20 protein-coding genes are annotated in these 25,489 nt (G+C 53.1%); 9 read left to right on the top strand and 11 right to left on the bottom strand.

Translation table 11 applies throughout. From position 1 onward, the window contains the following. Window positions 1–6 precede the first annotated feature (6 nt). Both ACX5K5_RS02980 and ACX5K5_RS02975 read right to left on the bottom strand, forming a co-directional pair. The gene (locus tag ACX5K5_RS02980) at window positions 7–1,344 is read right to left on the bottom strand and encodes a CoA transferase (protein ID WP_205738213.1); all 1,338 of its coding nucleotides are present in this window, start codon (window positions 1,342–1,344) and stop codon (window positions 7–9) included. Between the two features lie 193 nt (window positions 1,345–1,537). Continuing rightward, window positions 1,538–2,278 carry a transglycosylase family protein gene (locus ACX5K5_RS02975; RefSeq protein ID WP_096253741.1) on the bottom strand — a complete coding sequence of 247 codons (741 nt, stop codon included), beginning with the start codon at window positions 2,276–2,278 and terminating at the stop codon, window positions 1,538–1,540. Between the two features lie 576 nt (window positions 2,279–2,854). On the opposite strand from ACX5K5_RS02975, the gene ACX5K5_RS02970 reads away from it, so the two are divergent. Then, window positions 2,855–4,033, top strand: a complete 1,179-nt coding sequence (locus ACX5K5_RS02970) for a YihY/virulence factor BrkB family protein (protein ID WP_141392809.1) — start codon at window positions 2,855–2,857, stop codon at window positions 4,031–4,033. Here ACX5K5_RS02970 and ACX5K5_RS02965 read toward each other — a convergent pair. Continuing rightward, the gene (locus tag ACX5K5_RS02965; protein WP_170947678.1) at window positions 4,001–4,726 is read right to left on the bottom strand and encodes a M50 family metallopeptidase; all 726 of its coding nucleotides are present in this window, start codon (window positions 4,724–4,726) and stop codon (window positions 4,001–4,003) included. The genes ACX5K5_RS02970 and ACX5K5_RS02965 overlap by 33 nt on opposite strands. Window positions 4,727–4,885: 159 nt before the next feature. Here ACX5K5_RS02965 and ACX5K5_RS02960 point away from each other — a divergent pair, with 159 nt between their 5' ends. Both ACX5K5_RS02960 and ACX5K5_RS02955 read left to right on the top strand, forming a co-directional pair. Next, window positions 4,886–5,194 carry a hypothetical protein gene (locus tag ACX5K5_RS02960; protein WP_096253742.1) on the top strand — a complete coding sequence of 103 codons (309 nt, stop codon included), beginning with the start codon at window positions 4,886–4,888 and terminating at the stop codon, window positions 5,192–5,194. A 65-nt stretch (window positions 5,195–5,259) separates the two neighbouring features. Next, complete coding sequence (locus ACX5K5_RS02955) at window positions 5,260–8,736, top strand: TM0106 family RecB-like putative nuclease (RefSeq protein WP_459175007.1); 3,477 nt, start codon at window positions 5,260–5,262, stop codon at window positions 8,734–8,736. Window positions 8,737–8,768: 32 nt separating this feature from the next. On the opposite strand, the gene ACX5K5_RS02950 is transcribed toward ACX5K5_RS02955, so the two are convergent. Continuing rightward, window positions 8,769–10,034 (bottom strand): polysaccharide deacetylase family protein, encoded by a 1,266-nt coding sequence (locus ACX5K5_RS02950; protein WP_096253707.1) that lies wholly within the window; start codon window positions 10,032–10,034, stop codon window positions 8,769–8,771. Between the two features lie 224 nt (window positions 10,035–10,258). Here ACX5K5_RS02950 and ACX5K5_RS02945 point away from each other — a divergent pair, with 224 nt between their 5' ends. Genes ACX5K5_RS02945 through ACX5K5_RS02935 form a run of 3 tightly spaced genes read left to right on the top strand, consistent with a single transcriptional unit; the run spans window position 10,259 to window position 15,738 of the window. Further along, window positions 10,259–11,719, top strand: coding sequence for a DUF3375 domain-containing protein (locus ACX5K5_RS02945; protein WP_188684179.1), 1,461 nt, complete (start codon window positions 10,259–10,261; stop codon window positions 11,717–11,719). Further along, the gene (locus tag ACX5K5_RS02940) at window positions 11,716–12,402 is read left to right on the top strand and encodes a DUF4194 domain-containing protein (protein WP_096253709.1); all 687 of its coding nucleotides are present in this window, start codon (window positions 11,716–11,718) and stop codon (window positions 12,400–12,402) included. The genes ACX5K5_RS02945 and ACX5K5_RS02940 overlap by 4 nt, the downstream gene beginning before the upstream one ends. Window positions 12,403–12,405: 3 nt before the next feature. Then, entirely contained in the window at window positions 12,406–15,738 is a 3,333-nt protein-coding gene (locus ACX5K5_RS02935; protein WP_443458878.1) for an ATP-binding protein, read from the top strand. A 248-nt stretch (window positions 15,739–15,986) separates the two neighbouring features. Here ACX5K5_RS02935 and ACX5K5_RS02930 read toward each other — a convergent pair whose 3' ends face one another. The 4 genes from ACX5K5_RS02930 to ACX5K5_RS02915 form a co-directional block, all read right to left on the bottom strand. Continuing rightward, window positions 15,987–18,473, bottom strand: coding sequence for an ABC transporter permease (locus tag ACX5K5_RS02930; protein ID WP_096253711.1), 2,487 nt, complete (start codon window positions 18,471–18,473; stop codon window positions 15,987–15,989). A 4-nt stretch (window positions 18,474–18,477) separates the two neighbouring features. Continuing rightward, window positions 18,478–19,227, bottom strand: a complete 750-nt coding sequence (locus ACX5K5_RS02925) for an ABC transporter ATP-binding protein (RefSeq protein WP_096253712.1) — start codon at window positions 19,225–19,227, stop codon at window positions 18,478–18,480. Between the two features lie 124 nt (window positions 19,228–19,351). After that, window positions 19,352–20,284 (bottom strand): cation diffusion facilitator family transporter, encoded by a 933-nt coding sequence (locus tag ACX5K5_RS02920; protein ID WP_096253713.1) that lies wholly within the window; start codon window positions 20,282–20,284, stop codon window positions 19,352–19,354. Window positions 20,285–20,286: 2 nt separating this feature from the next. Further along, on the bottom strand, window positions 20,287–20,646 hold the full coding sequence (locus ACX5K5_RS02915) for an ArsR/SmtB family transcription factor (RefSeq protein WP_229677003.1): 360 nt from the start codon (window positions 20,644–20,646) through the stop codon (window positions 20,287–20,289). Window positions 20,647–20,740: 94 nt separating this feature from the next. On the opposite strand from ACX5K5_RS02915, the gene ACX5K5_RS02910 reads away from it, so the two are divergent. Beyond that, a complete protein-coding gene (locus ACX5K5_RS02910) occupies window positions 20,741–21,337 on the top strand; it encodes a DNA-3-methyladenine glycosylase I (RefSeq protein WP_096253714.1) in 597 nt (198 codons plus the stop codon). Further along, a complete protein-coding gene (locus tag ACX5K5_RS02905; protein WP_459175006.1) occupies window positions 21,338–22,183 on the top strand; it encodes a DNA-3-methyladenine glycosylase family protein in 846 nt (281 codons plus the stop codon). Window positions 22,184–22,495: 312 nt separating this feature from the next. Here the strand turns inward: ACX5K5_RS02905 and ACX5K5_RS02900 are convergent, their stop codons facing one another. The 3 genes from ACX5K5_RS02900 to ACX5K5_RS02890 all read right to left on the bottom strand — a co-directional run bounded on the left by ACX5K5_RS02900 (window position 22,496) and on the right by ACX5K5_RS02890 (window position 24,960). Further along, complete coding sequence (locus tag ACX5K5_RS02900; RefSeq protein ID WP_188684172.1) at window positions 22,496–23,347, bottom strand: siderophore-interacting protein; 852 nt, start codon at window positions 23,345–23,347, stop codon at window positions 22,496–22,498. A gap of 63 nt (window positions 23,348–23,410) precedes the next feature. Then, a complete protein-coding gene (locus ACX5K5_RS02895; RefSeq protein ID WP_459175005.1) occupies window positions 23,411–23,878 on the bottom strand; it encodes an acyl-CoA thioesterase in 468 nt (155 codons plus the stop codon). After that, window positions 23,878–24,960, bottom strand: a complete 1,083-nt coding sequence (locus ACX5K5_RS02890) for an App1 family protein phosphatidate phosphatase (RefSeq protein ID WP_096253718.1) — start codon at window positions 24,958–24,960, stop codon at window positions 23,878–23,880. Before ACX5K5_RS02890 ends, ACX5K5_RS02895 begins: the two co-directional genes overlap by 1 nt. A 95-nt stretch (window positions 24,961–25,055) precedes the next feature. On the opposite strand from ACX5K5_RS02890, the gene ACX5K5_RS02885 reads away from it, so the two are divergent. After that, entirely contained in the window at window positions 25,056–25,487 is a 432-nt protein-coding gene (locus tag ACX5K5_RS02885; RefSeq protein WP_459175004.1) for a pyridoxamine 5'-phosphate oxidase family protein, read from the top strand. Window positions 25,488–25,489 lie beyond the last annotated feature (2 nt).

Here is a 25,489-nt window from a genome sequence, read left to right as displayed (position 1 = left end):
CTTGGCTTATGACCAAACTGGAGCGTTGGCGCCGTAAGCCGGCGGAGGTGACAAATAGTCCATTGCAGTTCCCAAGGCACGGAATGGTGGCGGGACGTAGCTCAGCGTTCCGAAGGTGCTGCTCATGGTCCGCAGAATGGGTTTCCGTAGCGGTTCAAGTGGAGCCTTCGTGACGGGTAGGTCAAGCAAGCTTGCGGCGGTGCGTGCCAGCGAAAAGCGCACATGTCCAGTTCGCCTTTGGACACGTCGGGCATCGGCTAAGGCGATGATGGCTGCAGCCAACCCGTAACCGACCGAATGGTCCAACGCTTGTACCGGCAAAGCTCCCGGTTCCCCACGGACATCCTGGTAAATTTCGGCGATTCCAGAGGCGGCTTGCACGATACTGTCGAATCCCCGATTAAACGCGTAAGGGCCCTCATACCCCCAAGCGCAAAGCTCACCAATGATGAGGTTCGGATACTTTTCTCGCAGCAAATGCGCATTTAGTCCAAAGGGCTCTAACGCTCTTGGTCGATATCCGAGCAATACAACATCAGCACCTGCAAGCAGGTTGTGGACCTCACTAAGCTGGTGTGCCTCGCGCAGATCCGCCTCAATACTCTTCTTGCCGAATCCCGTCACAATATATTGACCACTGAGTTCGGGCATGTGCGGCGGGTCTACCCGGAGCACCTCGGCGCCCCACATGGCCAAGGTGCGCGACGCCGTCGGGCCGGCGATTACGCGCGTAAAGTCCAAGACGCGCAGCCCTCGAAGTGGTTTAACTGGGTCATCAGAGTACGTCCAAAGCCGCCCTTGGGTCACTTCACTCATTGTGAAGTCCGCCCAGGGGCCACGCGACGCGCATTTTCCCATCTCAGTATTGTTCCACTGCACCCTTGACCGAACGCTGGCGGCAATTCCGCCATGTTCGGTAATATCTGCCGCCGCATCTTCAGCCGACCGAGTCAGAAGGTACTTCGATAAATTTTCCGATGGCTCAAAATTTATCGCTCGATGCAATGCCCGCTGATGATGTTCATAGTTAGCATGAGTGCGTATCCACCCATCACGAGTGCGAAAGAATCTGGAGTTCACGCCGAACGATGGTATTTGCCGACCATCAACGCTCAGATGCTCGGATGAAGCAAAAACTTGAGCAACCCCGTGAGCATCGACCGAGTACATACCCTCGACATCGATCAATTTATTAATCGCTGCGACGCACAGTTCGGTAGCCGCCAGCGCTAATCCTTCAACATCCAGCGGGCCACCCCACCAGCGACGAGGTCCTTGCCAGTGCTGAGCCCGCTGCCCATCAACGAGACCCTCATGAACAAAATCCGTGTCGAGGCGCGGCAATCGCCCTGAGCCTTCGGTGAACTGATGTGTCGGAAACCGCTTAGGAGGCATTCATCTAGGATGTCATCAGGATCCAGAGCAAGCAAGCAATTCCTGGTAGTCAGGCAAGAGAAATTCTTTCACCGATTAAACACTTTGAGCTCATGTCATTCCCCAACCGGGGAATGACATGAGCTCAATGCGGAAAGCGAACTTAGTTCGCTGGAACGTTCAAGGTCTGTCCGACCATGATCACGTCTGGGTTGGTCAGCTGATCATCGTTCAAGACAAACAGGCCACGCCAGTCCTTTACGCCCAAGCTGTCAGCAATCTCTGCCAAGGTATCGCCGGACTTCACAGTGTAGTTCTTACCCGAGTCGGAAACCTTGATATTGAACACTGGTGCCTTTGGAGCTGCTTCGACATGCTTGCCCGCGTTTGGCTGAGCAACCTTCTTAGAGCTGGTGGTGCGCTCCAGCGACTGCGATGGGGCAGCCTTCTGGGTGCTCTGCTTTGGAGCGGCCTTCTGAGTGCTCTGCTGCTTCGGAGCAGCCTGCTGCTTAGGAGCGGACTGCTTCGGCGCTGACTGGGTCGAGCTGCCCGAAGGGGAACCGCTAATACCTAGCTTCGCGGTACATGCTGGCCATGCACCCCAACCCTGGGCTTTTTGAACCTTGCTTGCAACACGGATCTGCTCGGCCTTCGAAGCCTGGTGGGCCATACCTGAGCCACCAAATGCCTTCCAAGTCGAAGCTGAGAACTGCAGACCACCGTAGTAACCGTTGCCGGTATTGATGGACCAGTTTCCGCCGGACTCACACTGAGCCAACTTGTCCCAGGTGCTTGCAGCCGAGGCTGGCACGGTCGAAGCGACTACCGCGGTGCTTGCAACTGCCACGGCAGCCAAGGTGGCTCCGCCACGACGAATGATGTTCTTGGTCTTCTGCTGGATCATGATTCTCCAGTGCTCTTCCACGCTCAGGCCTTCCTAGGCCATCCTCGTGCACCGCTCAGCGTCGCATTTCGACTTTTCTGAAGCACTGCCATGGCGAGCGGTTTGGAAGTCCCCGCAGTGCGTGTTTCCCCATAACACAGCGAGTGTTATCGAAACGTTATAAATGACCATAGCGCATGACCCCACACCCAACGCAACTCAGGAACCACCCAGAAAGACCGTATTTACAGGTCAAAACACTCAAAAAAATTTTCAGAGAACCAGTTTTTGGATCAACTTCGAGGGTTCTGCCGACCAAAACGTTACGCTCTTTAGGTGGAAATCGATCAGCTGTTTGTGATACCAGTTGCATTATTTTCTCAGCATTCACACCGGCCTCTTAAAACTTTAGATAATACGTCGCTCAGGAACGAAAACTGCTGGACAAGCAATCCGGCAAATACCGTCAGCTCCTTTCACGATGATCAGGAAGATGGCAATCGGCTTTCAACTCGCGCCCCACCGCACACTATTTAGGTAGTCTGGAACGCAGAAGGATGAAATGTGCTTCTGCAAGCCGATACTCAAAGGGATCCGATGGCACTGAGAGACCGATTCACCAAGCAACGAATGAGCGAAGCGATGAGTTGTTACCCACGCGCTATGCGTGAGTTCTTCCGTAACGACGGGCTCGACGGTGCAGCTTCGCTTTCTTACTATATGGTGCTTGCAATGTTCCCCGGACTCTTGGCATTAATATCTCTGCTGTCACTAGTGGGAGCCAGCGAGAGCAGTACTCAGTGGATGTTGGATTTGTTGCAACAGAGCCTCGCTGCGAGCGGACAACAAACTAGCGACTCACAGCAACTTGTGGAAACAGCCGAACAACTTCTTACGGGGCTTGCTACCTCCACCCAAGGTACTTTCTGGGCCATTCTCATCGGTTCACTCGGTGCGCTGTGGAGCACTTCCGGTTACGTCACTGCGTTTAGCCGACAAATGAACCGGCTATATGGGGTTCGTGAGGGACGACCCCAATGGAAGCGCCGACCACAGATGTTCGCCATCACTGTGCTCATCATGATAGTCGCAGTCATTTCGCTAGCGTTACTAGTAACTTCTGGTTCCGTCGCACACGGCATTGGAAATATTTTTGGTTTGGGTGACAGCTTTGTACTGATCCTCAACCTTGCTAAACCGCCAGTGCTCTTTGTCATGATCTTATTGGTTCTGGCTTTGCTCTATCACTTCACTCCCAACGTTAAACGCCTGAAATTTCGTTGGTTCTCCCCGGGAACTTTCACCGCGCTGATTGTACTGGGTCTTTCGGCGGTTGGCTTCGCCGTTTACCTTTCCACGTTTGCAAGTTACTCAGCTACCTACGGCGCAATCGGTGGCGTCATCGTTCTTGTACTTGCCTGCTGGATCAGTAATATCGCTTTGATCATTGGAGCGCTAGTCGACATTGAGTTCACTCGCCTGCGGCAATTGCGAACTGGAATGGCTTCCGCAGAAGAAGTACAGCTTCCACTACGCGATGACACTATGGTGGCTCGTGAACAACTCGCTGTATATAAGGACTTGGTTCGCGCTCAAGACATTCGAATTAGTCACGGTGGCGATCCTCTGCAGGACATGGAAATTGACCCATTCGGGCGTACCAAGCGGAAGGCCAAATGGCTTCCTATTGGCATCGCAGCATCTGCAGCTTGGCTCATTTCACGCCGTCGAGTGGTCAAAAATCTACAGCAGCCTCACGATACTTTGGAATCCTAGAAATATTCCGATGGCCCCAAGAAGCATAATGACCAGTAACCACAGGGTGGCAAAAGTTCCGGTAGAACGCGCAATTAAATAGGCGTCGGATTGCTCAATATCTTGGCGCCGCCAGGTATGCACTGCGAGAAGTTTGATGAAATCGCGCAATCCTGAGCAGAAGAGAAAACCGCCCAGGAGTAGAGCCAGATAAATATAGGCACTGGAAGGCGCAAAGAAAACCACTCCGAGTGCAATCACTGCACTTGCACTACACACCACAAATGCTGGCCAATTACGTACGAACACCAGAGCGAGCACGAAGAATAAGGCGTAAATCCCTAAGGCCCTGCCTGCATATCCTGTGGCAGTAGCCCAGAGTAATGCAGCTGAGATTAACAGCGGCGCGGGGTACCCAAAGATCCCTGAGATGATAATCGAGGCTTTGCCACGGCCTCTACTCACCACTTCTCCAGAGTGATCCCATCCCAAACGGAGTCCGGTGACAAAGCGTCCGGTAAACAACGCACTGATGACATGGCCCAATTCATGTACCAAAGTTGAATACATTCCAGTGATACGCCAAATCGGTCGTGGAAGAACCAGTCCCAGCACCAAGACTAAAAGTACAACCCACTGTCCGGTAGCCAAGTCGACAATCTGCGGTTGCCACAAACGGTCCCAGGCATCGTTGAAGTTTACGGTCATGTCCATTCCCAAAGTCCTTCGCTCGCCAAGTGTCACCATTCTTTCAATCCCCGCACGATTCGCCCGGTTGCCACTTCGTCTATGTCGAAACTTCTGGGGATCGTCACAGGTGACGGTCATAGCCTTGAGCACGTCAATGTAAGAGTTTTATCTATGGAGGTTTTGATGTCTCGTTTGGCTTCTACCGCTATTGCAGTCACCGGTTTGACCGGCGGCTACGCCACTGGCCGCATCACCGAGAAGCGCCCGCTGGCTGCGGTGGTCCTGGCAGTTGCTGGTACTGGAGCATTTTTGCTCTGGAAGAAGGATGCTGGAACTGTGAAAGCAACCGCCCTAGTCACGACCTATCTCGTTGCTTTTGGCGCATCACATCCACTGTCTAAGAAAATTGGCGCATGGCCAGCGGTTAACTCGGTAACTGCAGCTGTAGGCGTGCTTTCGTTGATCTTGGGTGGAGCTAAGAAGGGCCAGTAAGTCGGGGCAATATACCTCAAACTGTCGGGGCCGAGTGCTACGTTGACTAGGTAAGCATTCAGTCTGTGAAAGGCACCGGCCCCGTGTTCTTCCTTGGTGATCAGTTCGTCTTTTCCGCTAGTGATCTAACGGTCGCCGTCGAGTGCCAGTATCAGTCGTTGTTCCTACTCGATGTGAGGCTCGGACGTCGTGAAAAGCCTGCGAAGGTCACCGATCAGATGCTTCAACGAACTGCCGAGCTTGGCGACGTTCACGAGCATAAGGTGCTCGCTGAACTGATCGAAAAGTATGGCGATTACGACCCTCATACCGGCACGGGTGTGAAACAGTTCTTGGGCCGGCCCGAGATCAATGAAGCAGCGCTTAAAGCGGCGCACCGCGAAACTATTCAGACCATGCGTCAGGGTGCTGACGTAATTTTCCAGGCCACTTTTTTTGACGGAAACTTCATCGGATTTGCTGACTTCTTAGTCCGTCAGCCAGATGGCAGTTGGGCCGTGTGGGACACCAAACTTGCACGCCATGCCAGGGTCTCAGCGTTACTGCAGGTCGCTGCATATGCCGATCAGCTTCAAGCAGAAAACATCGACGTACATCCCCAAACCACTCTGGTCCTAGGTGACGGCACCCATTCGGTGCATCGCATCGACGAGATCTTGCCTGTGTTCCGCGCCCAGCGGCAACGATTCACCACTCTGGTCAAAAACCATATCGAGTCCAACCATCAAGCCGATTGGGACTCAGATTCAGTTCGGCTGTGTGGACGCTGCGATTTCTGTGCCGAGCAGGTCGCTGCTACACGCGACGTATTACTGGTAGCCAACATGTCCATGGTGCAACGTGAAAAGTTACGCCGCCAAGGTGTCTACACCATTGACCAACTGGCCGGTCTCACTGCGATGGAAGGCACATCTCTGGCGCGCACTGTAGATCAAGCACGGATGCAACTGGGTATTGGCGAAATCGATGGAACCGAACATGGCGTCTCGTACCGGGTGAAATCTACCCAAACGATTACTGCCCTGCCCAATCCGGATCAAGGAGATATCTTCTTCGACTTCGAAGGGGATCCGTTATATCAGGAACCCGTGGATCAGACCTGGGGTCTGGAATATCTTTTTGGCGTCGTTGAACATGACACGGGTTCGCCGGTATTCCGTCCGTTTTGGGCGCACAGCCGAGCCGAAGAACGACAGGCATTCCTCGACTTCATTGAGTATGTTCAACAACGCCGCCAACAATTCCCGCATATGAAGATCTACCATTACGCTGCCTACGAAAAAAGTGCATTGCGTAAACTCTCCCAGATCCATATTGCTGGCGAAGAAGAAGTTGACCAATGGCTGCGTGAAAATTTACTGATTGATCTCTACGAGACAGTTCGCAACTCGCTGGTGGTTTCTACCCGTTCTTATTCGATCAAGAAGCTCGAACCCCTGTATATGAAAGAGCATCTGCGTTCCGGTGACGTCACCGATGCTGGGGCCTCGGTGGTGGCTTACGCCCAATACATGTCAGCGTTGGACTCTTCTTCAGATCAACAGGCCGCCCAAATTCTCGAATCTATTGCCGATTACAACGAATACGATTGCCTCTCAACACTGCGCCTGCGTGATTGGCTTCTCTCACTGGTCAACTTCCAGCCCCAGACCCTCCCTGAGGTTTCGCTTTTAGATGAGGTCACAGATGAATACGAACCCACCGAAGAAGAAGTACGCCTCCAAGACTATTTAGCTCAACTTCCGCCGAACCAAGTACTAAGCAATGATGACCGCGCCATCGCCATGGTGGCTGCGGCCACCGGATATAACCGACGTGAAAAGAAGCAATTCTGGTGGGAGCACTTCGATCGCTTGTCCGCGCCCATGGACGATTGGTCCGATGTGCGTGGAGTGTTCCTCGTAGACTCAGCCGAAATTCTCGAAGATTGGCACAAAGCAACGGATCGTGCTCGCACCCTAACGCGCGTGAGTAAGATCTATGGAACTCTTGCCGAAGGTTCACTGCTTAGCCCGGGGTCCGGAGTCTTTGCGATGTACGCCGGACCTCTACCCGAGGGCATGGAAGTAGACGAGGATGCATTACGTGGAGGTGCCTTCAACGCCACGGTCGTAGAGGTCGGTGAAGGATGGATCAGTCTGGCAGAAAAGACTAGTGGCAAGATCCCCGAGTATGGGTCCTTCCCGGTGGCACTGACCCCGGGACAACCCATTGCGACCAAAAGTATCGACGAAGCACTCACCCAAATCGCCCAAGAAGTTGGATCGATGGTTCCTGCGCTGCCCCAACAGCCAGGGATCGATATTCTGCGGCGCATCCCGCCACGCCTGAAAACTCTTCCGGCACCAGCCGCCCCTTTGCTCATGGAGGGTAACGCTCAGGTATACCCCGCTGTGGTTCAAACCCTCAAGGATCTTGATCACTCATATCTTGCCGTTCAAGGTCCCCCAGGCACCGGAAAGACTTTTGTTGCTTCACATGTGATCCATGCGCTGGTCAATGAAGGATGGAAGATTGGCGTTGTCGCCCAATCCCACGCCGTGGTTGAGAACGTCCTACGTAAAGCCATTGAGGCTGGTGTGCACCCGGATCAGGTAGCTAAGGAAGTCAAACATAAAGATCCAGTTCCGTGGACGGGTATAAGCCCTGCCTCACTTGATGAGGCTTTGAGTTCACCGGACGGTGCTTTAGTCGGTGGCACGTCGTGGACCATGACAGGCAAGCGAATACCCGCCGGAAGTTTAGATCTGCTCGTTATCGACGAGGCCGGACAGTTTTCCTTGGCCAATACCCTGGCGGTCTCGAGGGCAGCCCGGAACCTGTTACTGCTCGGTGATCCACAGCAGTTACCTCAGGTCACCCAAGGGACTCACCCACAACCGGTAGATGAGTCGGCTTTAGGTTGGCTCTCTGAGGGCCGTGCGGTCCTCCCTGAAGAGTTGGGATATTTCCTAGCAACCTCTTGGCGGATGCATCCAGAACTATGCCAAAAAGTCTCGGCATTGAGCTACGACCACAAGTTGTTTTCCGCACCAGCCGCCGGGCGCCGTGAGCTTGACGAATCGCTTCCAGGCGTTGAAACACATTTTGTGCACCACCAAGGCAATACGACCAGCAGCATCGAAGAAGCTACTGCCATCGTGGAGCTTGTTCGGGAACAGCTGGGCAAAACGTGGAATCCTGGTAGCGCCGAACCAGCACGGGCGCTGGCCCCGCGCGATATTCTCGTCGTCGCTGCCTACAATGCACAAGTAAATTTGGTGCGTGATGTGCTGGAGGCCGAAAATCTTGCTGAGGTGAGAGTCGGCACGGTGGATAAATTCCAAGGCCAGGAGGCCCCGGTAGTACTGGTGACTATGGCTTGTTCCAGCGCCCAAGACGCGTCCCGAGGCATCGAGTTCTTGCTCAACCGAAACCGTATCAACGTGGCGATCTCGCGCGGTCAATGGAAAGCAGTGATTGTACGTAGCGAACGATTGACGGATTTCCTTCCCTCAAATCCTGCGGCGCTCTCACAGCTTGGCGCATTTATGGCGCTTTAGCCAATACGGCACGGATCGACCCTGCTCACTGCCTAGCGTGCTGGGTCGATCACTTTTTCAACGTCGAAGAAGCTATCCAACACCGGGCGGTCTCCACGTTGTTCTTTGGCGAATTGCAAACCATCAATGTTGATTCGCATTTGTCGTTGATAGTCATCTCGTTGTTGCATCCAAGCAGTAACGGTCCCATCAACTCCGTAGAAATATTTGAACCCTTCTTCTTTCAGCAGCTCGTATTTAGCCCCTGAATAAGATCCGGTACGCGCAATATCTGAACCGAAGGGGTAAATAAACTGGTCTGTTTTGCCTATGATCGGTTCAACTTCGTCTTTCCACAGCTTCATATCCCGTTTAAAACGTCCGAGGTCAACTGTGCCCGTCGCAATGTGCCCCCACGAATGTGAAGCAAAGACCCAGCCTTCTTCCTTCATTGCGTCGGCGATCTTGATTGCAGTTTCGCGATCCTTCTTAAGATTTTTGTTATCAGGATATTGGCTTGGTGAGGTACGGTAACCGAAAACTCCGTTGTATCCAGTCATAGCGATAATTCCGCGAGCATCTCGATAGGAGAAGTCAGGATGTTCAGTAACGAAGTCGTCTAGGATCGTAGTCATGTCGTAGGCGCCAACGTGTTTTTTCCCGGAAGCATCTACATATTCGTTACGGACTTTGCCCTTCTTGTCCAAGACCAACCGGTCTGCGAATCCATCACCCTGCATATATTCGTAATAGCTCAAATCATCGAGCGATAGGACGATGGGCTTCTTCCCGGCCGGAATCATGATCTTTCGGTAACTCATGTTCTTCTTCTTATCCAAGCCCGCAAAATCAGCCGGATTCACCAGAACAAAATCACGGCTGTAAAGCTCGTCAAGGATGGCTTCGAACTCTCTTTGCGTCACCATGTAATCTTCATAACCCTGAGCCGTGCTTTCATCGTCAAAGGCGCGCTTTGGATCAACCACTAATGAATGGAAGAACAAATGCGGGATTTGATCCGGATGTTCCCACGCATGAGCGTCTTTCTTTTCCGTTTCTAACCCGCGCACAAGCTCGTTAAGTTTTTTGCTGGGGTCGTCTTTGGCAAGCTTGATCGCCTTGGCATAGTCATAACCGTCTGCCAGCTTATTGATCTGCGCCAAAATGCTTTGTTCGCGCTTCGCTTCCGCTTCGGCCTTCTGTGAGGCTTCGGCCTCCTGAGATGCACTGTTCATTGAAACTTCGGGGTCACTTTGGTCACTACAACCGGCTAAAGCCAAGATGACTGCAGCCACCATCGCGATCTTGATGAGCTTCACTATGCGCCCCTTCCTTGAAGACGACGATCCCCGTGGATCAACGATTTATCCATGCCATCACCTTGTTTTTGACCTTACACACTCTTCTCAAAGCATTGAACCCTGTGACGTGAATCCTAGGGCAACAACTTGATTACATTTTTTGATGCAGAAATTCTCATATGAACCTTCACGCTCAATGACTTAGAATTAGTAGGTTAGGCGTCGAAAGATCAAGGATGTACATGCAGCCCTCGCATCGCGCGAATAGCTTGTGGCTTCAGTCCCAGCAGTTCAAGAGTTCGGCATCATATCGGCTTCTCACCGCGCAGCCTTGGGCCGTGGCCTTTATTCGCTCGGAATTTACTGCAGACAAGCCACGTGTCGCCATGGAACTTTTCCATGCTTCGTTGGATTCGTTTCTGAAATTAGCTCGTACCAGTGATGAACAGATCCCGCAGACTTACTCTGCCCAAGACTTCGCGGAGTCATGGGTTAAACAAGGGCTCTTGACCCGACCCTTGATTGACGGACGTTTTGTGTATGAGCCAAGTGCCCAGACCTTACGAACATTGCGCTTCTTAGCGGACTTTTCTACCGATGACTCACATCTGAACTCCTCTCGACTGAACACGTTGTTGTCTTCGCTGGAATCTTTGGCCCACGAAACAGACCCAGATCCACAAGCGCGAATCCGAGCTTTAGAATCGCAGATTGCCCTACGCCAGGCACAAATTGATGAGTTGCGCACCGGGGATGACCCGGCCGTGTTGTCTCGTGCCACCGCCCTCTCGGCTGCACGATCTGTCCTTGATTTGGCTTCTAGCCTTCCGGCAGATTTCCGTCGTATGCGCGACGGCGTTCAGGAGATGCTGTATTCCTTACGTGAAGATATCTTGGATGCGTCCACTGCTAAGGGTGTAGCCATCGGTCAGGTGCTGGAAGCCGACCGGCAACTTCGTTCTACCTCCGAAGGCGAAACCTTCCGCGGATTCACCGAGTTCCTCAACTCTCCGGATGCACAACAGCGGTTCCGTGCCGCACTCTCCGAAGTACTTGAGCGCGATTTTGTTGACGACCTCGACACCCCTGAACGTCAGATTCTCACCAATTTGTTGCGTGAATTGCGTCGCCAAGCGGCCGAAGTTCATACTTCCTACGGCAAACTCTCCGAATCTTTGCATGCCTTCGTGCAATCAGAGGATTACCAACAGGCGCAATTGCTACGCCACGCGGTACGTAACGCGGAGACTGCGATCATGAAGTCAGTGACGCTCAAACCGCGCAGTGGTTTGGCACCGCTTGAGTTATTCGCCCCGCAATTTATGACCCTAGCGGGACTCGGAGTATTCGACCCTTCCGAGCATGTGGCCCCACCGCCATTGGCGGCGGCACCGGAATACAGTGTCTCCGATATCGTGCGTACACCGTCGACTCCCGAAGCAGATATGTCGTTCCTGCGCGAAGCGGTCACCGAGCATCTCGGTGCTAGCCCGCACGAACGAGTACCGCTAGATAAGCTGTTCCACGTTCTGCCTGAGACGCATCGCCATTTGAATACGGTGCGAGCCTTAATTGAGATTGGCCGTACAAATGGCGAATCGGTGAGTGAAACACAAATGATGACCCTCAGCTTCAAACAGGTTGATGGCACCGAACGTACCGCTATTCTTCCCGCCCTGACTTTCACGAAGGAGCCGCTATGACCAGCACCAGCTCGTATGCTGCACCCATCACCGATCCGCTCTTCGACGGGGATCTCGGAAATTTCTCCTTAGAGTTACGTCAGTTGCTAGTGCGTCTATTGCGCGGCCCGTATCTGGATGGGTCAGTCGATCCGGCTGCATGGCAGTTGTTGCTGGATCAGCAAGAGGTCGTCAGCGCTTATGTTTCGGAAATCTTCCTCTCCGTAACCTTGGATACGGATCGAAAAATCGCGATGCTCACCCCTGCACAGATCGATCAGGTGCATACCACCCCGATCGCCCCACGCCGCGCGCTCAAACGAGACGAAACATTGCTGGCACTGCGTCTTCGTCTGCTATTGGAACAGCATTCTGGTACCGGAAGTGACGCTGTCCTTTCCCGGAATGCAATGCATGAAATTTTGGCTGAGCACCGAAGCGCCTCGGACCGTGATGATAAGCGGTTTGCTGAATCTTGCGATGCCGCGATAGCTCGCCTTAGCGCCTTACGGTTGCTGACCGGAACCGAATTGGTTGACGAATTTCGCATTTCCCCGGCGCTGGCAATGGCACTTCCTATTACACGGATCGAAGATATCCCCCGATACATTGCCGCTATTGATGCCAATGAATCGACTCTAAATCTGTTATCTGAGGGCTCCGATGAGCTGTCCTTAGACTCGACCGAACTGGTGCAGGAGTAATCCATGAGTATTGAAATGACGCTCCCGCTCGGTGGGGCGACTAATCCCGGACAGCATCGACTATCGCGGATTCAAATCGTTAACTGGGGCACTTTTCACGGCCTACACAATCTAGCCATTGACAGAGCCGGAACTCTAGTGACCGGTCATCCAGGCGTGGGTAAATCCACCTTGTTTGATGCCATGGGACACGTATTCTTCGCAACACCAAAACTCAACGAGTCAGCCAACGACGCGACAGCGCGTGCTGACCGTCGAACAACTTTCTCCTACATGCGTGGACGCAAGTTCAAAACCAGCTCGGGTACCGTATATCAACGCCCCGGCGCCACGTGGAGCGCGATCTTGTTGGGCTACGAGGACGGTTTAGGCAATACCGTGAGCCTTGGTGCCGTCTTCGATCTACCTGATGCTGGTCTAGAGAATCAGGTGTCCAAGCATTACCTGCTTTCCGAGTCCTCGCTAGATATTGCACAACTGGAACACCACGGTCCTCGACGTTTTACTGTCTCCTCGTTGTCTAAATCTTTAGAACCAACCGAAGCATTCGACACACATAAGGCTTTTATCGAGCGTGTGCGCCGTCGCCTAGGTGTCGAAAGTGATAAGGCCTTTGCTCTGCTCCGCACCTTACAAAACGGTAAGGGCCTGGCCAAGGGCGTTAACCAGTTCTTCCGCCATGAAGTATTAGAAGAACCCACCACATTAAAAGCGGCCGCCGCCGCGGTCGAAGACTTCGCGCACCTGCGCGGCATCTATCGCCAGTTGGATACTGCACGCGCGCAACGCGATGTCTTGGCGCAGGTACCGGCACAAGACAAAACCTATCGCACCCTGGCCGAGCGCATCGGAGCAACCGAGCAGTTGCTCCACAACGACATTCAGGAACTTGAAACTAAGGTTCGTCACCACCTATTGCGCAACGACATGTCGCGCCATCAGGATGAGTTGTCACAGCTTAAGGACCAAGAACAAGACCTCCTGGAGCGGAAGAGCCAGACCGAAGGGCAGCTTCGAACCCTTGAAGCGGCTCATGACTCTACTGGTTCTGCCTCGCTCATGCTTTTGGAACGCGAAGCCGATTCGGCCCGTAAAGCACTGTCTGAGAAAGAGTCAGCATTACGCGCACTTCAGGAACAGGCGGCCGAAGCGGGCCTGAATTTGGAATTCAGCGCCACCGGACTTGATGACCTACGTGCCAACGCGACCCGGACCATGCAGCAACTTGCCTCCATCACCAAGGACGCGCAAACCGTCGAATACGAGGCTATGGCTTCGCTGATGTCGCTGCGCAAACGAGCAGAGACCCTAGACGAACAGATTCGTTCCTATCAACGTCGTGGCACCAACATCGATGATCGTTCGGTGGCAGCCCGCCGCGCGATCGCTTCGGCCTGCTCGCTGAGCGAAGAGCAGCTACCGTTCGCTGGCGAATTGATGGATGTAGCAGCCGATTCCACCATTTGGAGATTAGCTGCGGAAAAGGCCTTACAGTCTTTGGCCCGAACGATTTTAGTTCCCGGCGAATTCCTGAACCAAGTCACGCACGCTATCGATGAGCTCGATGGGTTGGGACGAGTCCGTTGGGCTGATATTTCCGTCAAGCCTCGGCAAACCGAAGCTGGACCAGCCGATCTAGTAGCTAAGCTAGATTTTGCTTCCGGTGAAGCTGGTAGGTGGTTGCGTGCCAAGATCACCGCCGATTACCCGTTGGTTTGTGTTAAAAATGATGCGGCAATGCACGTCCATCCCAAAGCCATCACCCCTGCAGGAACAATAAAAACCGGCACAGGCAGCTTTGAACGCGATACCCGCAATCTTCCGGCTTCGGACTACCTGCTCGGTTTCACTAATGAATCCAAAATCTCGGAACTGCAAAATAAAGCTGTACTCCTTCAGGAGAAGATCCAGAAGGCTCACCAGTCCGCGGATGAACGGACCGCGGCAAAAGATAAGGTGCTCGCTAAGTCCCAGAGCTTGGCAGCTATCGTGGCGGACGAACGTAATTTCGCCCAGCTCGATGCCTCGCCGGCTTTAGAAACACTTCGCCGAAGTGAGCAGAAGCTCGGTGATGCGCTAGTACTTTCAGGAGATTCTTCAAAGATCCGGCAACAGATTGACAGCGCCAAGGCTACGTCGGATCAGTTAGTTGGCGAACTCGCGTTGGTTCGTTCGCGGGTTGGTGATTTGGAACTTCAGATAGACCGAGCCAAGCAGTTGCTCGCCTCAATTGATGTCGCAGAAGCGACCAGTGACTGGGTCCAGTCAGTGCCTAGCCACTTACGCGAACATGCAATTCTTGGTCCGGTTCTGCACCAAGTTGCCGCAGGTGAATGCCCACCCGCTGACGCCATCGCTGAAGCCTTCGCTGAAGTAAAGATCCAACTCGGCGGCCAGCTCAATGACCTCAGCTCGCAACGCCATGAAGTCGGCGGGGTATTGAGCGAAACCTTTAAACGGTTTGCTCGCGAGTTTGGAACTTCCCACGCTCAAACACACGGTACGAGCCCGGAGGCGGCGGAACACTACGCCACCCTGCACGGGCAGATTGTCGCGGACGGGTTACCGCACCATGAGGCACAGTTCCGTGAATACTTCGCGAATCGTTCCTACGAGCGTTTCAGCGATTTATTGCAGTTGCTCGATGAGGAACGTCGGATGATTTCTGAGCGTATCAAGCCGTTGAACCAGATTCTTGCTGACGTCACCTTCGAACACGGTTCTATTCTGCGTCTGGAGGTTGAAAACTCCATACCTGTCGAGGCAGGGACGTTCCGCAAGGAATTGAAGGCAGCGCTCTACGATGCTTACACGACGAAGGAAGAAAGCACGTTGGCGAAGTCCTATCAGGCTCTTGAGTCGTTGGTTTCGGCGCTAAGCGACCCTGGACTCAATGCATGGCGTTCAACGGTCTTGGATGTTCGTCAACACGTGGTGATTAGCTGTAACGAGCACAAACCGAACGGTGAAATCGAAACAGGGTTGGAACCGGGCACGCTTTCCGGTGGTGAGGGTCAACGCTTTACCTCCTTCATTATGGGCGCTGCCTTGGCTTATCAGTTGGGGTTCGCCTCGGCTGGTTTCACTTCCTATGGCACGGTAATGATTGATGAGGCGTTCATTCAGGCTAACTCCGAATATGCCGCGGCCGGCATACGAGCCTTGCAAGAGTTCGGTTTTCATCTGGTGCTTGCGGCACCAGAGGACAAGATCGATTTGAGCCGTCATTTGGGTTCTATTACCGACATCATCAAGCATCCTGGTTCTAACATTTCTGGTTTTGTCACCACCGGACGGTCCCCCGCCATGGCGACAAGTATTACCTTGCGTAATTAGTCAGGGACGAAAAAGGGAGGCAACGCAATTGCGTTGCCTCCCTTTTTACTTCCTTGACTATGTCAGGTGTTCGCGTAGGTGCACTGAAATCAGAGAAACTCGAAGGTGTAGATCATCAGTTGTATCCAGTCGAACCTAGCAATATTCCACCGTGACAGTGACTAGTTTGCACGAATAGTCTTATCCGTCAGCAGAGGGCCGAGCGAACTGATTTGCAACTCATCCGGCCCCCTTTTGCTCGCCATTTATTATTCGGTGGCGAGTCCCTCTACTGGGGAAAGCTTCGCCGCTCGACGCCCTGGGGTAATCGAGGCAAGCAACGCCGCAACCAAGCTCACAGCTAGAACTGCTGCCAGCTGAGCCCACGGGATTTCATACTGCATGCTTCCCAAACTGGACAGGGCCGAATGTGCTCCGAGCAGGCCGTAGATGGCGCCCAAGATCAATCCCAATAATGCCGCAACTCCGCCGATGAGTACTGCTTCAGTAGCGAGCATGGAACGCAACTGCTTCTTTTTCAGACCCAGTGCCCGAAGGAGTGCGTTCTCTCGTGTTCGCTCAAGTACCGAAAGGCTCAGTGTGTTGGCCACGCCAATCAACGCGATGAGCACGGCTACAGCTAGAAGCCCCGAGACAATCATCAGCAACACATCGATAACCTGGGAGAACATGAATTTTTCCATGACGCCTCCGCTGACCCGAGAGTTTTCGACATTAGCGACATCGGCGATGGTCTCCACCAGCGTATTAATTTCCGTGTTGGACAGCGATGGGTCAACTTTGATTGCCACCCCGGACATTCCGTCTTTGTCTGAAATTCCCAGATTCTTTGCTGTTGCTTCGGTCAAGGTATTTTCGACAAAACTGGCCGAGGTAGTTTTCAGTTTCACTTCGTTGCCGTTCACTTCGGCAAATTTTGATTCGTTCTGCCACCAGGTGGAGAGCAGTTCGCCATCCTTCGGAACGATCTTTTGGTCAAGCACCACCGATGAGTATGACTGTGGATCAACGATCATTGCGTATTCTTCGCTCGTCGAACCGTTTAGGAAGTCGATATTGACTGTGCGCATTTGGTAAGCAGCGGCGTATTCAATACCCTCGACGTTGGCGAGCTTAGCTGCCAACTCATCACTATTTTTCGTATCTTGCTGTACTTGCAAATCAATAGGGTATTCACCGCTAATGCTGCCGTTGAGCGTGGCTTTTGCACTCTGTCCTCCGACCATAATCATCGACACCAGGGTGACTCCGATCAACAATGCTGTGGCAGTCGCGGTGGTTCTTCCAGGGTTTCGAACTGCGTTAAGCGAAGCTAATCTTCCAGCTACTGAACGCCCAGCTAATAACTTGCCTACGCCGAAGACGGTGGCAGGGACAAACAGTGAGGCAAGCATGAGGATGCCTGGGAAAGAAAGCAGTCCTCCGGCAAAAGCGATGAGCAGGTCACCTTTGTACGCTCCGAAGCCCAATAGTGCCACCCCGGCCAAAGTAAGTAACGCTCCAAAGATTATTCGAACTAGTCCCGCACGATTCTTCACGCTCGCCGCATCGAATGGACGCAACGCCGCAAGCGGTGCCAGGCCCATAGCGCGGCGTGCAGGTACCCATGCAGCCAACACCGTCATGAGGATTGCGACTACGAGCGGAACGATAATACCGCGTGCGTCCAAGGCTAATGTGGCGTAGGACATTTCCGGCACGAAACTGCGCAATAGCTGGATCAACCCAGCCATGAGCGCAATGGCCATCATCATGCCGATTACCGAAGCAATGATGCCGATCAGCAACGCCTCGATCAGTACCGACTTTCGAATCTGTGCACGTTTTGCGCCAAGAGTACGAAGAAGCGCGAGCTCACGGGTGCGCTGAGCGATAACTACCGAGAATGTATTCATGACGACTAAGCCGGTGACCACCAAGGCCACCAAAGCAAAGACCAGGAGGATGATGGTCAGCTGATCGGTTCCACCGGTCATGCTCGCCACATCTTTCAGCACCTGCTCGTCGGCGGTATTGACCACCACGTCAGCCATACCCTTGTCACTAAAATACTGTGCGATCGTGGATTTCGTCTGAGCGATGTCCCCCTTCGCATCGATCATGAGCAGGTTCATTCCAAAATCTTTGCCTGCTAGTCGCTCCCAGGCGCTTTCTTCCATGGCTAGTTGCGCATAGGAAGAAAACATTGGGTCTGTGGTCGTCTCAACGATCCCGACCACCTTCAGTTCACGCGTCTTGTTCGCCTCATCCATCGCGGTGACCGCCACGGTATCGGAGATCGAGACACCCATTTGCTCTGCATGTTTCTCATCGAGAACCACTTCCTCCGCTCCCAGTGGAGCGCGGCCTTCAAGCATAGTCATACCCGAAAGTTTGTGCTCGGGAGAGATCGGCTGCATCATCACGCTGTAGCTGTTTTCCCCGGTGTGGAGGTCCGCGCCGAAGAAACCGTTGCCGTAGACCCCGGAAGTGTCCGGAAGTTTACGAACCTCACGAACCACATCCATGGTCAGACTGCTCGTCTCAGCATCCGCAGGCGTCAATTGCCAATCTACGGAGGCGACTAAATCGGCGTTTTTGTAGGCATCGCCGACGCTGTTTTTGAGTGTTGCACGAGTAGAGGAATCTACCGCGAGGGTAGCACCGAGGAAGGCGGTACCAATGGCTACTGCGAGAAGCACAGCGATATATCGCCGAGCATAAGTTTTGATGTTGGCTAAAGCTACCTGAAGCATGGTCCTACTCCGCTAGGGAGGCGAGTGCCTCGGTGACGCTGGCGACGGTGGGATTTTCTAGAGAACCGACGAGGGTTCCATCCTTCATAAGCAACACGGTGTCAGCGTAGGATGCTGCTGCCGGGTCGTGGGTCACCATAATGATGGTTTGTCCCATTTCACGGGTAGAGGTGCGCATCAAGGAGAGCACTTCCGCGCCGGTTCGGGAATCCAGATTTCCGGTAGGTTCATCGCCAAAGACTACCTCTGGGCGAGTGAGCAGGGCTCGGGCCACCGCTACACGTTGTTGCTGACCACCGGAAAGCTCATGTGGTTTGTGTGTGAGACGGTCGCGTAAGCCCAGCGCATCGATGACCACATTGAACCATGAACGATCGTGCTTTTTGCCGGCTAGCGACAATGGAAGCAGGATGTTGTCTTTGGCATTAAGCGTGGGAACCAAGTTGAAGGACTGAAAGACGAAGCCGATCTGTTCACGGCGCATGGTGGTTAACTGATCATCATTTAGCTCGGTGAGGTTCTTGCCACCAATGATGATTTCTCCAGCATCGGCGTTGTCCAAGCCTGCCAGGCAATGCATCAAGGTCGATTTACCGGAGCCGGAGGGCCCCATGATGGCAGTAAAGCGTGAGCGAGCAAATGCCACGTCAACTCCGCGTAGTGCCTCTACTCGGGTGCTGTCGTGCCCATAGGTTTTAGTAAGTCCTCGCGCTTGAACTGCGTAGTCGGTTACTTGGTGCGTTTCTGATGTCATGACTCAATTATATAAATCTCCTAGCCAATTCAGGATCGGCCAGAAGGTCTGTATCTTCGGTAGGCAAATCATACCCAGGGATGAGAACGCATGGCCTTAACTCAACATCTAGCATTTACAGCCGCTAGCATTGCGAGTGATACGACGAGTCTCGGTGGCTTTTCGGTTCAATTTGGAAAGTTGAATGCTCAATACTTACCTCAAAATGGTCGGCAACACATTGCTGCAGATCGCGAAGTAGTTGGCCCGTGGCGCCGGCGGTAAACATTCGGTCTTCGGCAACGATGTGCGCGGTCAGTACCGGCAGGTTTGACGCAATCTGGCTAGCATGGAGATCGTGGACCGCGATCACTCCGCCCTGTTGTTCCAAGTGCGCCCGAACAGCTTCCAGATCCAACCCTCGCGGAGTCGATTCAAGCAAAATATGTGTGGTCTCGCCCAGTAGTTTAACCGCTCGTGGCACGATCAATGCTGCGATGACGATCGCGGCGACCGAGTCGGCACTCGTCCAGCCAGTGAAATGGATTACTAGCGCGGCAATGATGACCGCAACCGACCCCAAAGCATCATTGAGTACTTCAAGAAACGCTGCACGCATATTCAGGTTTGCTTCGCGTCCACCGGAGATAATCCACATGGCAATGAGGTTTCCAACCAGGCCGATGATGCCGAAGATGAGCAGCCCTTCAGCGTGTACTTGTGTCGGTATAAAGAGCCGGCGCACCGCGTCGACTGCTGCGTAGATTCCGACAGCAAGTAACAGCGCAGACTGCACGGTCGCGGAGAGCACCTCGGCTCGGCGGAACCCCCAAGTGCGTTTGAGCGTTGGTTTTCGCAAGACAAGGTTAGCCGCGGTCAAGGCGAGTAATAGTCCGAATGAATCAGTCAGCATGTGCGCCGCATCAACAAGCAATGCCAACGAATTTGTCAGCAACGCGCCGACCACCTCGGCGACCAGAATGGTTGCAGTAATGACGAATGCCCAGGTAAGCCTGGTGCGGTTCACCGTCGAGTGGTCATGACTATGCCCGTGCCCAGACCCGTGATCGTGTGCCATGGTTAGACCTCCTCTGGCTGATTCGGGTGCTCTTCATGCCAATGATGTTCACTGCCGGTGACGCTTGCCAATGCCACCGCTTGGGTGAGGAGCAAAGAAAGTTGTGTGCTTTCTGTTCGTGAATAAAGGCTGGCCCTGCCTTGAGTGCGTACGGAGACTAAATCGCTTTCGCGCAGGCAGGCTAAATGTGCGCTGACGGTGCTTTGGGCCAGCCCCAGATGTTCGGTGAGCTCTTTGACTTTGTGCTCGCCAGTTTTAAGGTGTTCCAGGATGAGCAGCCGAGTAGGGTCGGCCAGCGCATGAAATAGCGCGGCCATTTTTTTGCGCTGTGTTGCCTGATCTGCTGCATCGTCAACTGACATTATCATCGCCATCTGACGATGATATCCCAGAAGCTCGCCTTTAGCGATTAATGTGACGCCATCTCATACAGCCCGAAAGTGGCAAGATGAAAGGATGAGTGAAGATCTAGTCATTGGCGTAGATGGTCTCGCGCGCCCATTTTGGGCTTCGACCAATGCGATGCTCCGCGATTATTACGACTCCGAGTGGGGTATGCCAGTCACCGGAGAACAGGCGCTCTTCGAACGCCTTTGCTTAGAAGGTTTCCAATCGGGCTTGTCTTGGTCGACAATTCTGGCCAAACGAGAAAATTTTCGCGCCGCTTTCTGCGACTTCGACCCGCAACTGGTTGCCGGGTTTACCGAGCATGATTATCAGCGACTCATGAGCAATCCTGGCATCGTGCGAAATAAACTCAAGATCCGCGCCACCATCAACAACGCCCAGGCAACACTCGATTTACGCAAGTCTGGCGGCTTGTCCGAATTCATCTGGTCTTTCAAACCCGATTCCACCCCCGAGCCGACGACCTATACCGAAATCCCGACTCAGAGCATTGAGTCAAAAGCGCTAGCTAACGCATTAAAAAAGCGTGGATTTAAGTTTGTTGGTCCCACAACCATGTTCGCCCTCATGGAAGCAGTGGGCATAGTCGACACGCATCTAGTCGGTTCGCATCGGCGTGGGTCCTCTGGAATATGGACGGCATAGATGATTTTCACGTTGCCAGTATCAGGGGTACTGGATATCGCGCATACGCTCTCGGTTCTCAGGGTGCATTCGTTGGCAAATCAAGAGATATTAGATTTTCGTGAGGCGACCATCAAACGGGTGCTACGACTTGGCCGTGAATGCTACGCAACTAAGCTATGGTTCAGCGCCACCGAGATAACCGTTGAGACTCAGGCCCCGCAGAGGTTACAAACTGAGCTCGTAAAAATTATCAATAGTTGGTTGGGGCTAGAGCAGGCCCAACAGCAAGACTACGCGAAACTAGAAACTCTCGACGCACTAAAGCCTGCAGTTCAACGGTTCCCTCACCTACGACTCATCGGCTATCCAGATCTTTTTGAGGCTTTGATGACTACTGTCCTAGGGCAGCAAATATCAACAAGCGCAGCCCGCACCTTGGCAACTCGTTATGTCCAAGAAATCGGTCAACTTCACGAGTGCGGTCTTCACGTATTTCCTGATGCACTTAGCACCTCCGAACATACGGCCGAAGAACTGCAACAAATAATCCGCTGCCCATTATCGCGCGCACAAACCGTACAACGTGTTGCTCATTGGTATGTCCACACTGGGCAATACTTGGCCGCGAACCAGGAGAATTTTCTCGACGATTTACAGACGCTGAAAGGCGTCGGCCCTTGGACACGTGATTACGTGGCGTTACGCGGGCTGAGGCAGAATTCCATCTTTCTCCGGACGGATCTAGTGGTAAAACGGTCATTGACCGCGCTAGGGGTCAAGCACAACGACACACTTCAAATCCCCGATGGTGCCGGATCACTAGCCACCGTTTTACTTTGGGCTCTGGATGCAAAGAAAAACTGAGACATGCCTCGAAGAACGTTCTCGGCATGTCTCAGTTTTGGGTTCGTCTGAATGAGCAATTCAGGCGCTCCACATTATTCGCTTTTTCGGTGTATTTGGTACCGCCACGGTGAGCAGTCCGTGCTAGTAATTCCAAACGACCGATGCAAGCTTTTTGTTCGCCTTCTTCGACCACACACGAAGAAGGCGTTGATCTCAGCTTACCTGATAGAGACCTAATAAGGTCAAGGTGTAGTCGCCTAATTTATCAAATTAATCTTTAGGCATACCTAATGACGTAAGGTCTTTACTTCCACCAGTCGCGTCATGCGTTTATTTAGAAGCCTGCGGCTCGTCAAAAATCTGTCCGACCGGCGATCGCTTTTCTGCTTGGAAAGCATCCTCGGCGCGACCATAGGCCCAGTACGCCGACAATGACATGTCTCGCCTGTCCACGCCACGTTCATCATAAAAGTAGGAACGCAAGGCTTTCACCACTTCTCGCTCACCGTGCGCAAACACCTGCACTCGCCCTGCAGGCCAAGGAAACTGGCGTACTTCAGGCTCTAAGATCGATGATTCTGGAGTGAATTCAGCGCCACGATGAATCCAACGAATTCCCACGCCGCTTGGCGCCGAGAGTTCAATTTCGTCCCCCGCATCCGCAACTTCTATAAGCACCTGTCCAACCATGCCTTCTTCCATGGCCTCAAGAGATGCCGCAATAGCGGGGATTGCCGTTTCATCGCCAGCAAACAAGTGAAAATCGAAGTCGCTTTGCGGTGCGAACATACCGCCTGGCCCCGAGAAGCAGACCGAATCGCCAATCTGGGCATCGCGAGCCCAAGGTCCCGCCAAACCATCACTTCCATGCACCACAAAGTCAACCTCTATGGTGCGTGATTCGGCATCCGAACGGCGTACCGTATAAGTTCTTCGCACCGGAAGGTCTTCACCCGGCAAGTGTTCACGCAGCGCATCCAAGTCATAGGGAGGCGTTAAGCCAAGCTCTGGCTTCGCAAAAAGTATCTTGATATAACGGTCAGTTGCCGACTTATCAACAAAATTTTCATATCCAGGACCACCAAAGGTGAGACGCACTAGATGATCAGAAATTTGTTGACGCTTAACAACCTGCAAAACTACCTGTGGGCGCACTGGACGCACACCTTCTGGTCGTGCCACAAAACCACTCCCCCATCGAATAAGGCTAGATACATCTATCCTATTTGATTAGTCGTTGAATGTTTACCGCACAAATGTCGAAACGCCTTCCATCGTGGCCAGCGAACTCCGCTCGTCGCTACTGAGCCTCTGCACTCGACCGGCCACGGGATCGAAGTAGGCAAGCGTCGTTAGCGCCTTAACGCAGACGTGATCACTCACCGGATCTCGAAATTCATAACAGATATCGAAGCTTGCAGGTTTGATATTAGCTACCCACAAATCAACGTTGACCGGAACATTTCGGTATTCTAAGGGTTTGGAATACCGCACCCGGTGCTCCACTACAAGAATCTGCACGCCGTCGGGAACCGCGGAAAAAATATTTACTTTCGGCATAACGCCCGGTGCGCCGGTGCCCCCTGGCACCCCAAATCCAGCGATCCTCGCTTCCTCCATAAGCCTGATCAAATTTACGTTGTTGACATGGCCATATGCATCCATGTCACCCCAACGCATGGGTATCTCTACACGCAAAACAGAACCGGTCATCAGTTCGCCTCCGGCATGCGTTCTTCAGGGCTTATCAATTTGTACTCAGATAGCTGTTCAAGAATTTGCGATCCATCTGGTTCATAGGTCCAGCGAATACCAGGCGTGGTGCGTCGTAGATCCGTCGAACGGCCACCTGCAAGCACTGCTTCTGAAGGGGTCAGCTGACGAATGACAATGGTGCGCACATGCTCCGGATAGCGACGCGCAAACTCAGCATAGATTGTCGGATCATGCTGCCCATCATCACCGATGAGCATCCACTCGATGTTGGGAAATTCTTCGGCGAGCCTACGCAACTGATCAACTTTATGTTGCATACCGCTACGGAACCACGCGCGATCGGTAGGTCCCCAGTCCGTTAACAGTAATGGTCCTCGCGGATAAAGATTGCGCGATATGAATCTCTCTAAAGTCTGCGCGACATTCCACGCACCGGTGGACAGATAAATCGTGGGACTCGTAGGATGCTCAGCCAGCACACGTTGCATCATTACCGCCATGCCAGGTGTCGCAACGCGGGCATGTTCGGAAAGAACAAATGAATTCCATGCCGCGAGGAGAGGTCTAGGCAATGCGGTGACCACAACGGTGTCGTCAACGTCGCTAATAATGCCAAAGCGCTGTTTCTCGTCGATCACAAGAACCTGCGCGGTCGCCGATTGCCCATTGTGCGCGATCAGTTCAATATCGTTCCACCCAACCGGCAGATCGACCGCGAGCTTAACGTCGAGGACCCCACCACGATCTGCGTGAACTTCGAAGTGTTGGCCGGCAGCTAATACCGTGACCTTACCGAAAGGTAGTACCGCGGAAGTGAAGTTTCGAAAACCACGGATACCATCTTCGACAACTTTGGCTTTATGCTTTCCACCTTCAAAGGCGCCGGGTTTAGCCATTACGACTCGTGCCAGGACACGCACCCATCCACCGTTTGTAGAGGCGTAGCCATATCCGTTATAGGGAAGGATTACTGGGTCTAGACCCTTGTCTATGGCTCGGCGTGCCCGAAATTGCAGGAACTGATCTTCAATACGCGACGCTACGTGGCGCGCGACCCCATCATTTGCAGCATGGCTCATATTCCTAGTCTTTCACGTTCAACGGCTTCGGTAAGCCTCAAAACAAAAGCCGCTACCCTCTTGCCTTTTTCTACATAACGTAGAAAACTTAGGTTATGAGATTCGACCACGAAACCGGTGCACCCGTATTGGTGCTCAACGATGAACAGTCTTGGGAACTACTCACGCATACAGCACATGGCCGAGTAGCCACCACTGTTGCAGGGATGATCGATATCGTCCCCGTAAATTACGCGGTTCATAAGGGAAATATCTATCTTCGAACCGCGCCAGGCAATAAGCTCGCCTCGATGGTGGTTAATTCTTCCATCGCGTTGGAGGCGGATGGAATCTTATCTGATGAGGCTTGGTCCGTAGTAGTCCATGGGACCGCGGAAATCCTAGAACACGAAGCCGATATCAATGAGGCGCGTGAAAGTGGCGTCACCCCGTGGGCTCAGACGGTCAAAGATTTCTGGATCAGAGTTACCGTCGACTCGATTTCGGGACGACACTTTATTCTGGGCGAACAACCAGAAATGATCTAGCG

Source organism: Glutamicibacter bergerei, from assembly GCF_054495185.1.
The sequence above is the reverse complement of the archived record's forward strand: the minus strand, read 5'-3'. Positions and strand labels throughout refer to the sequence as shown.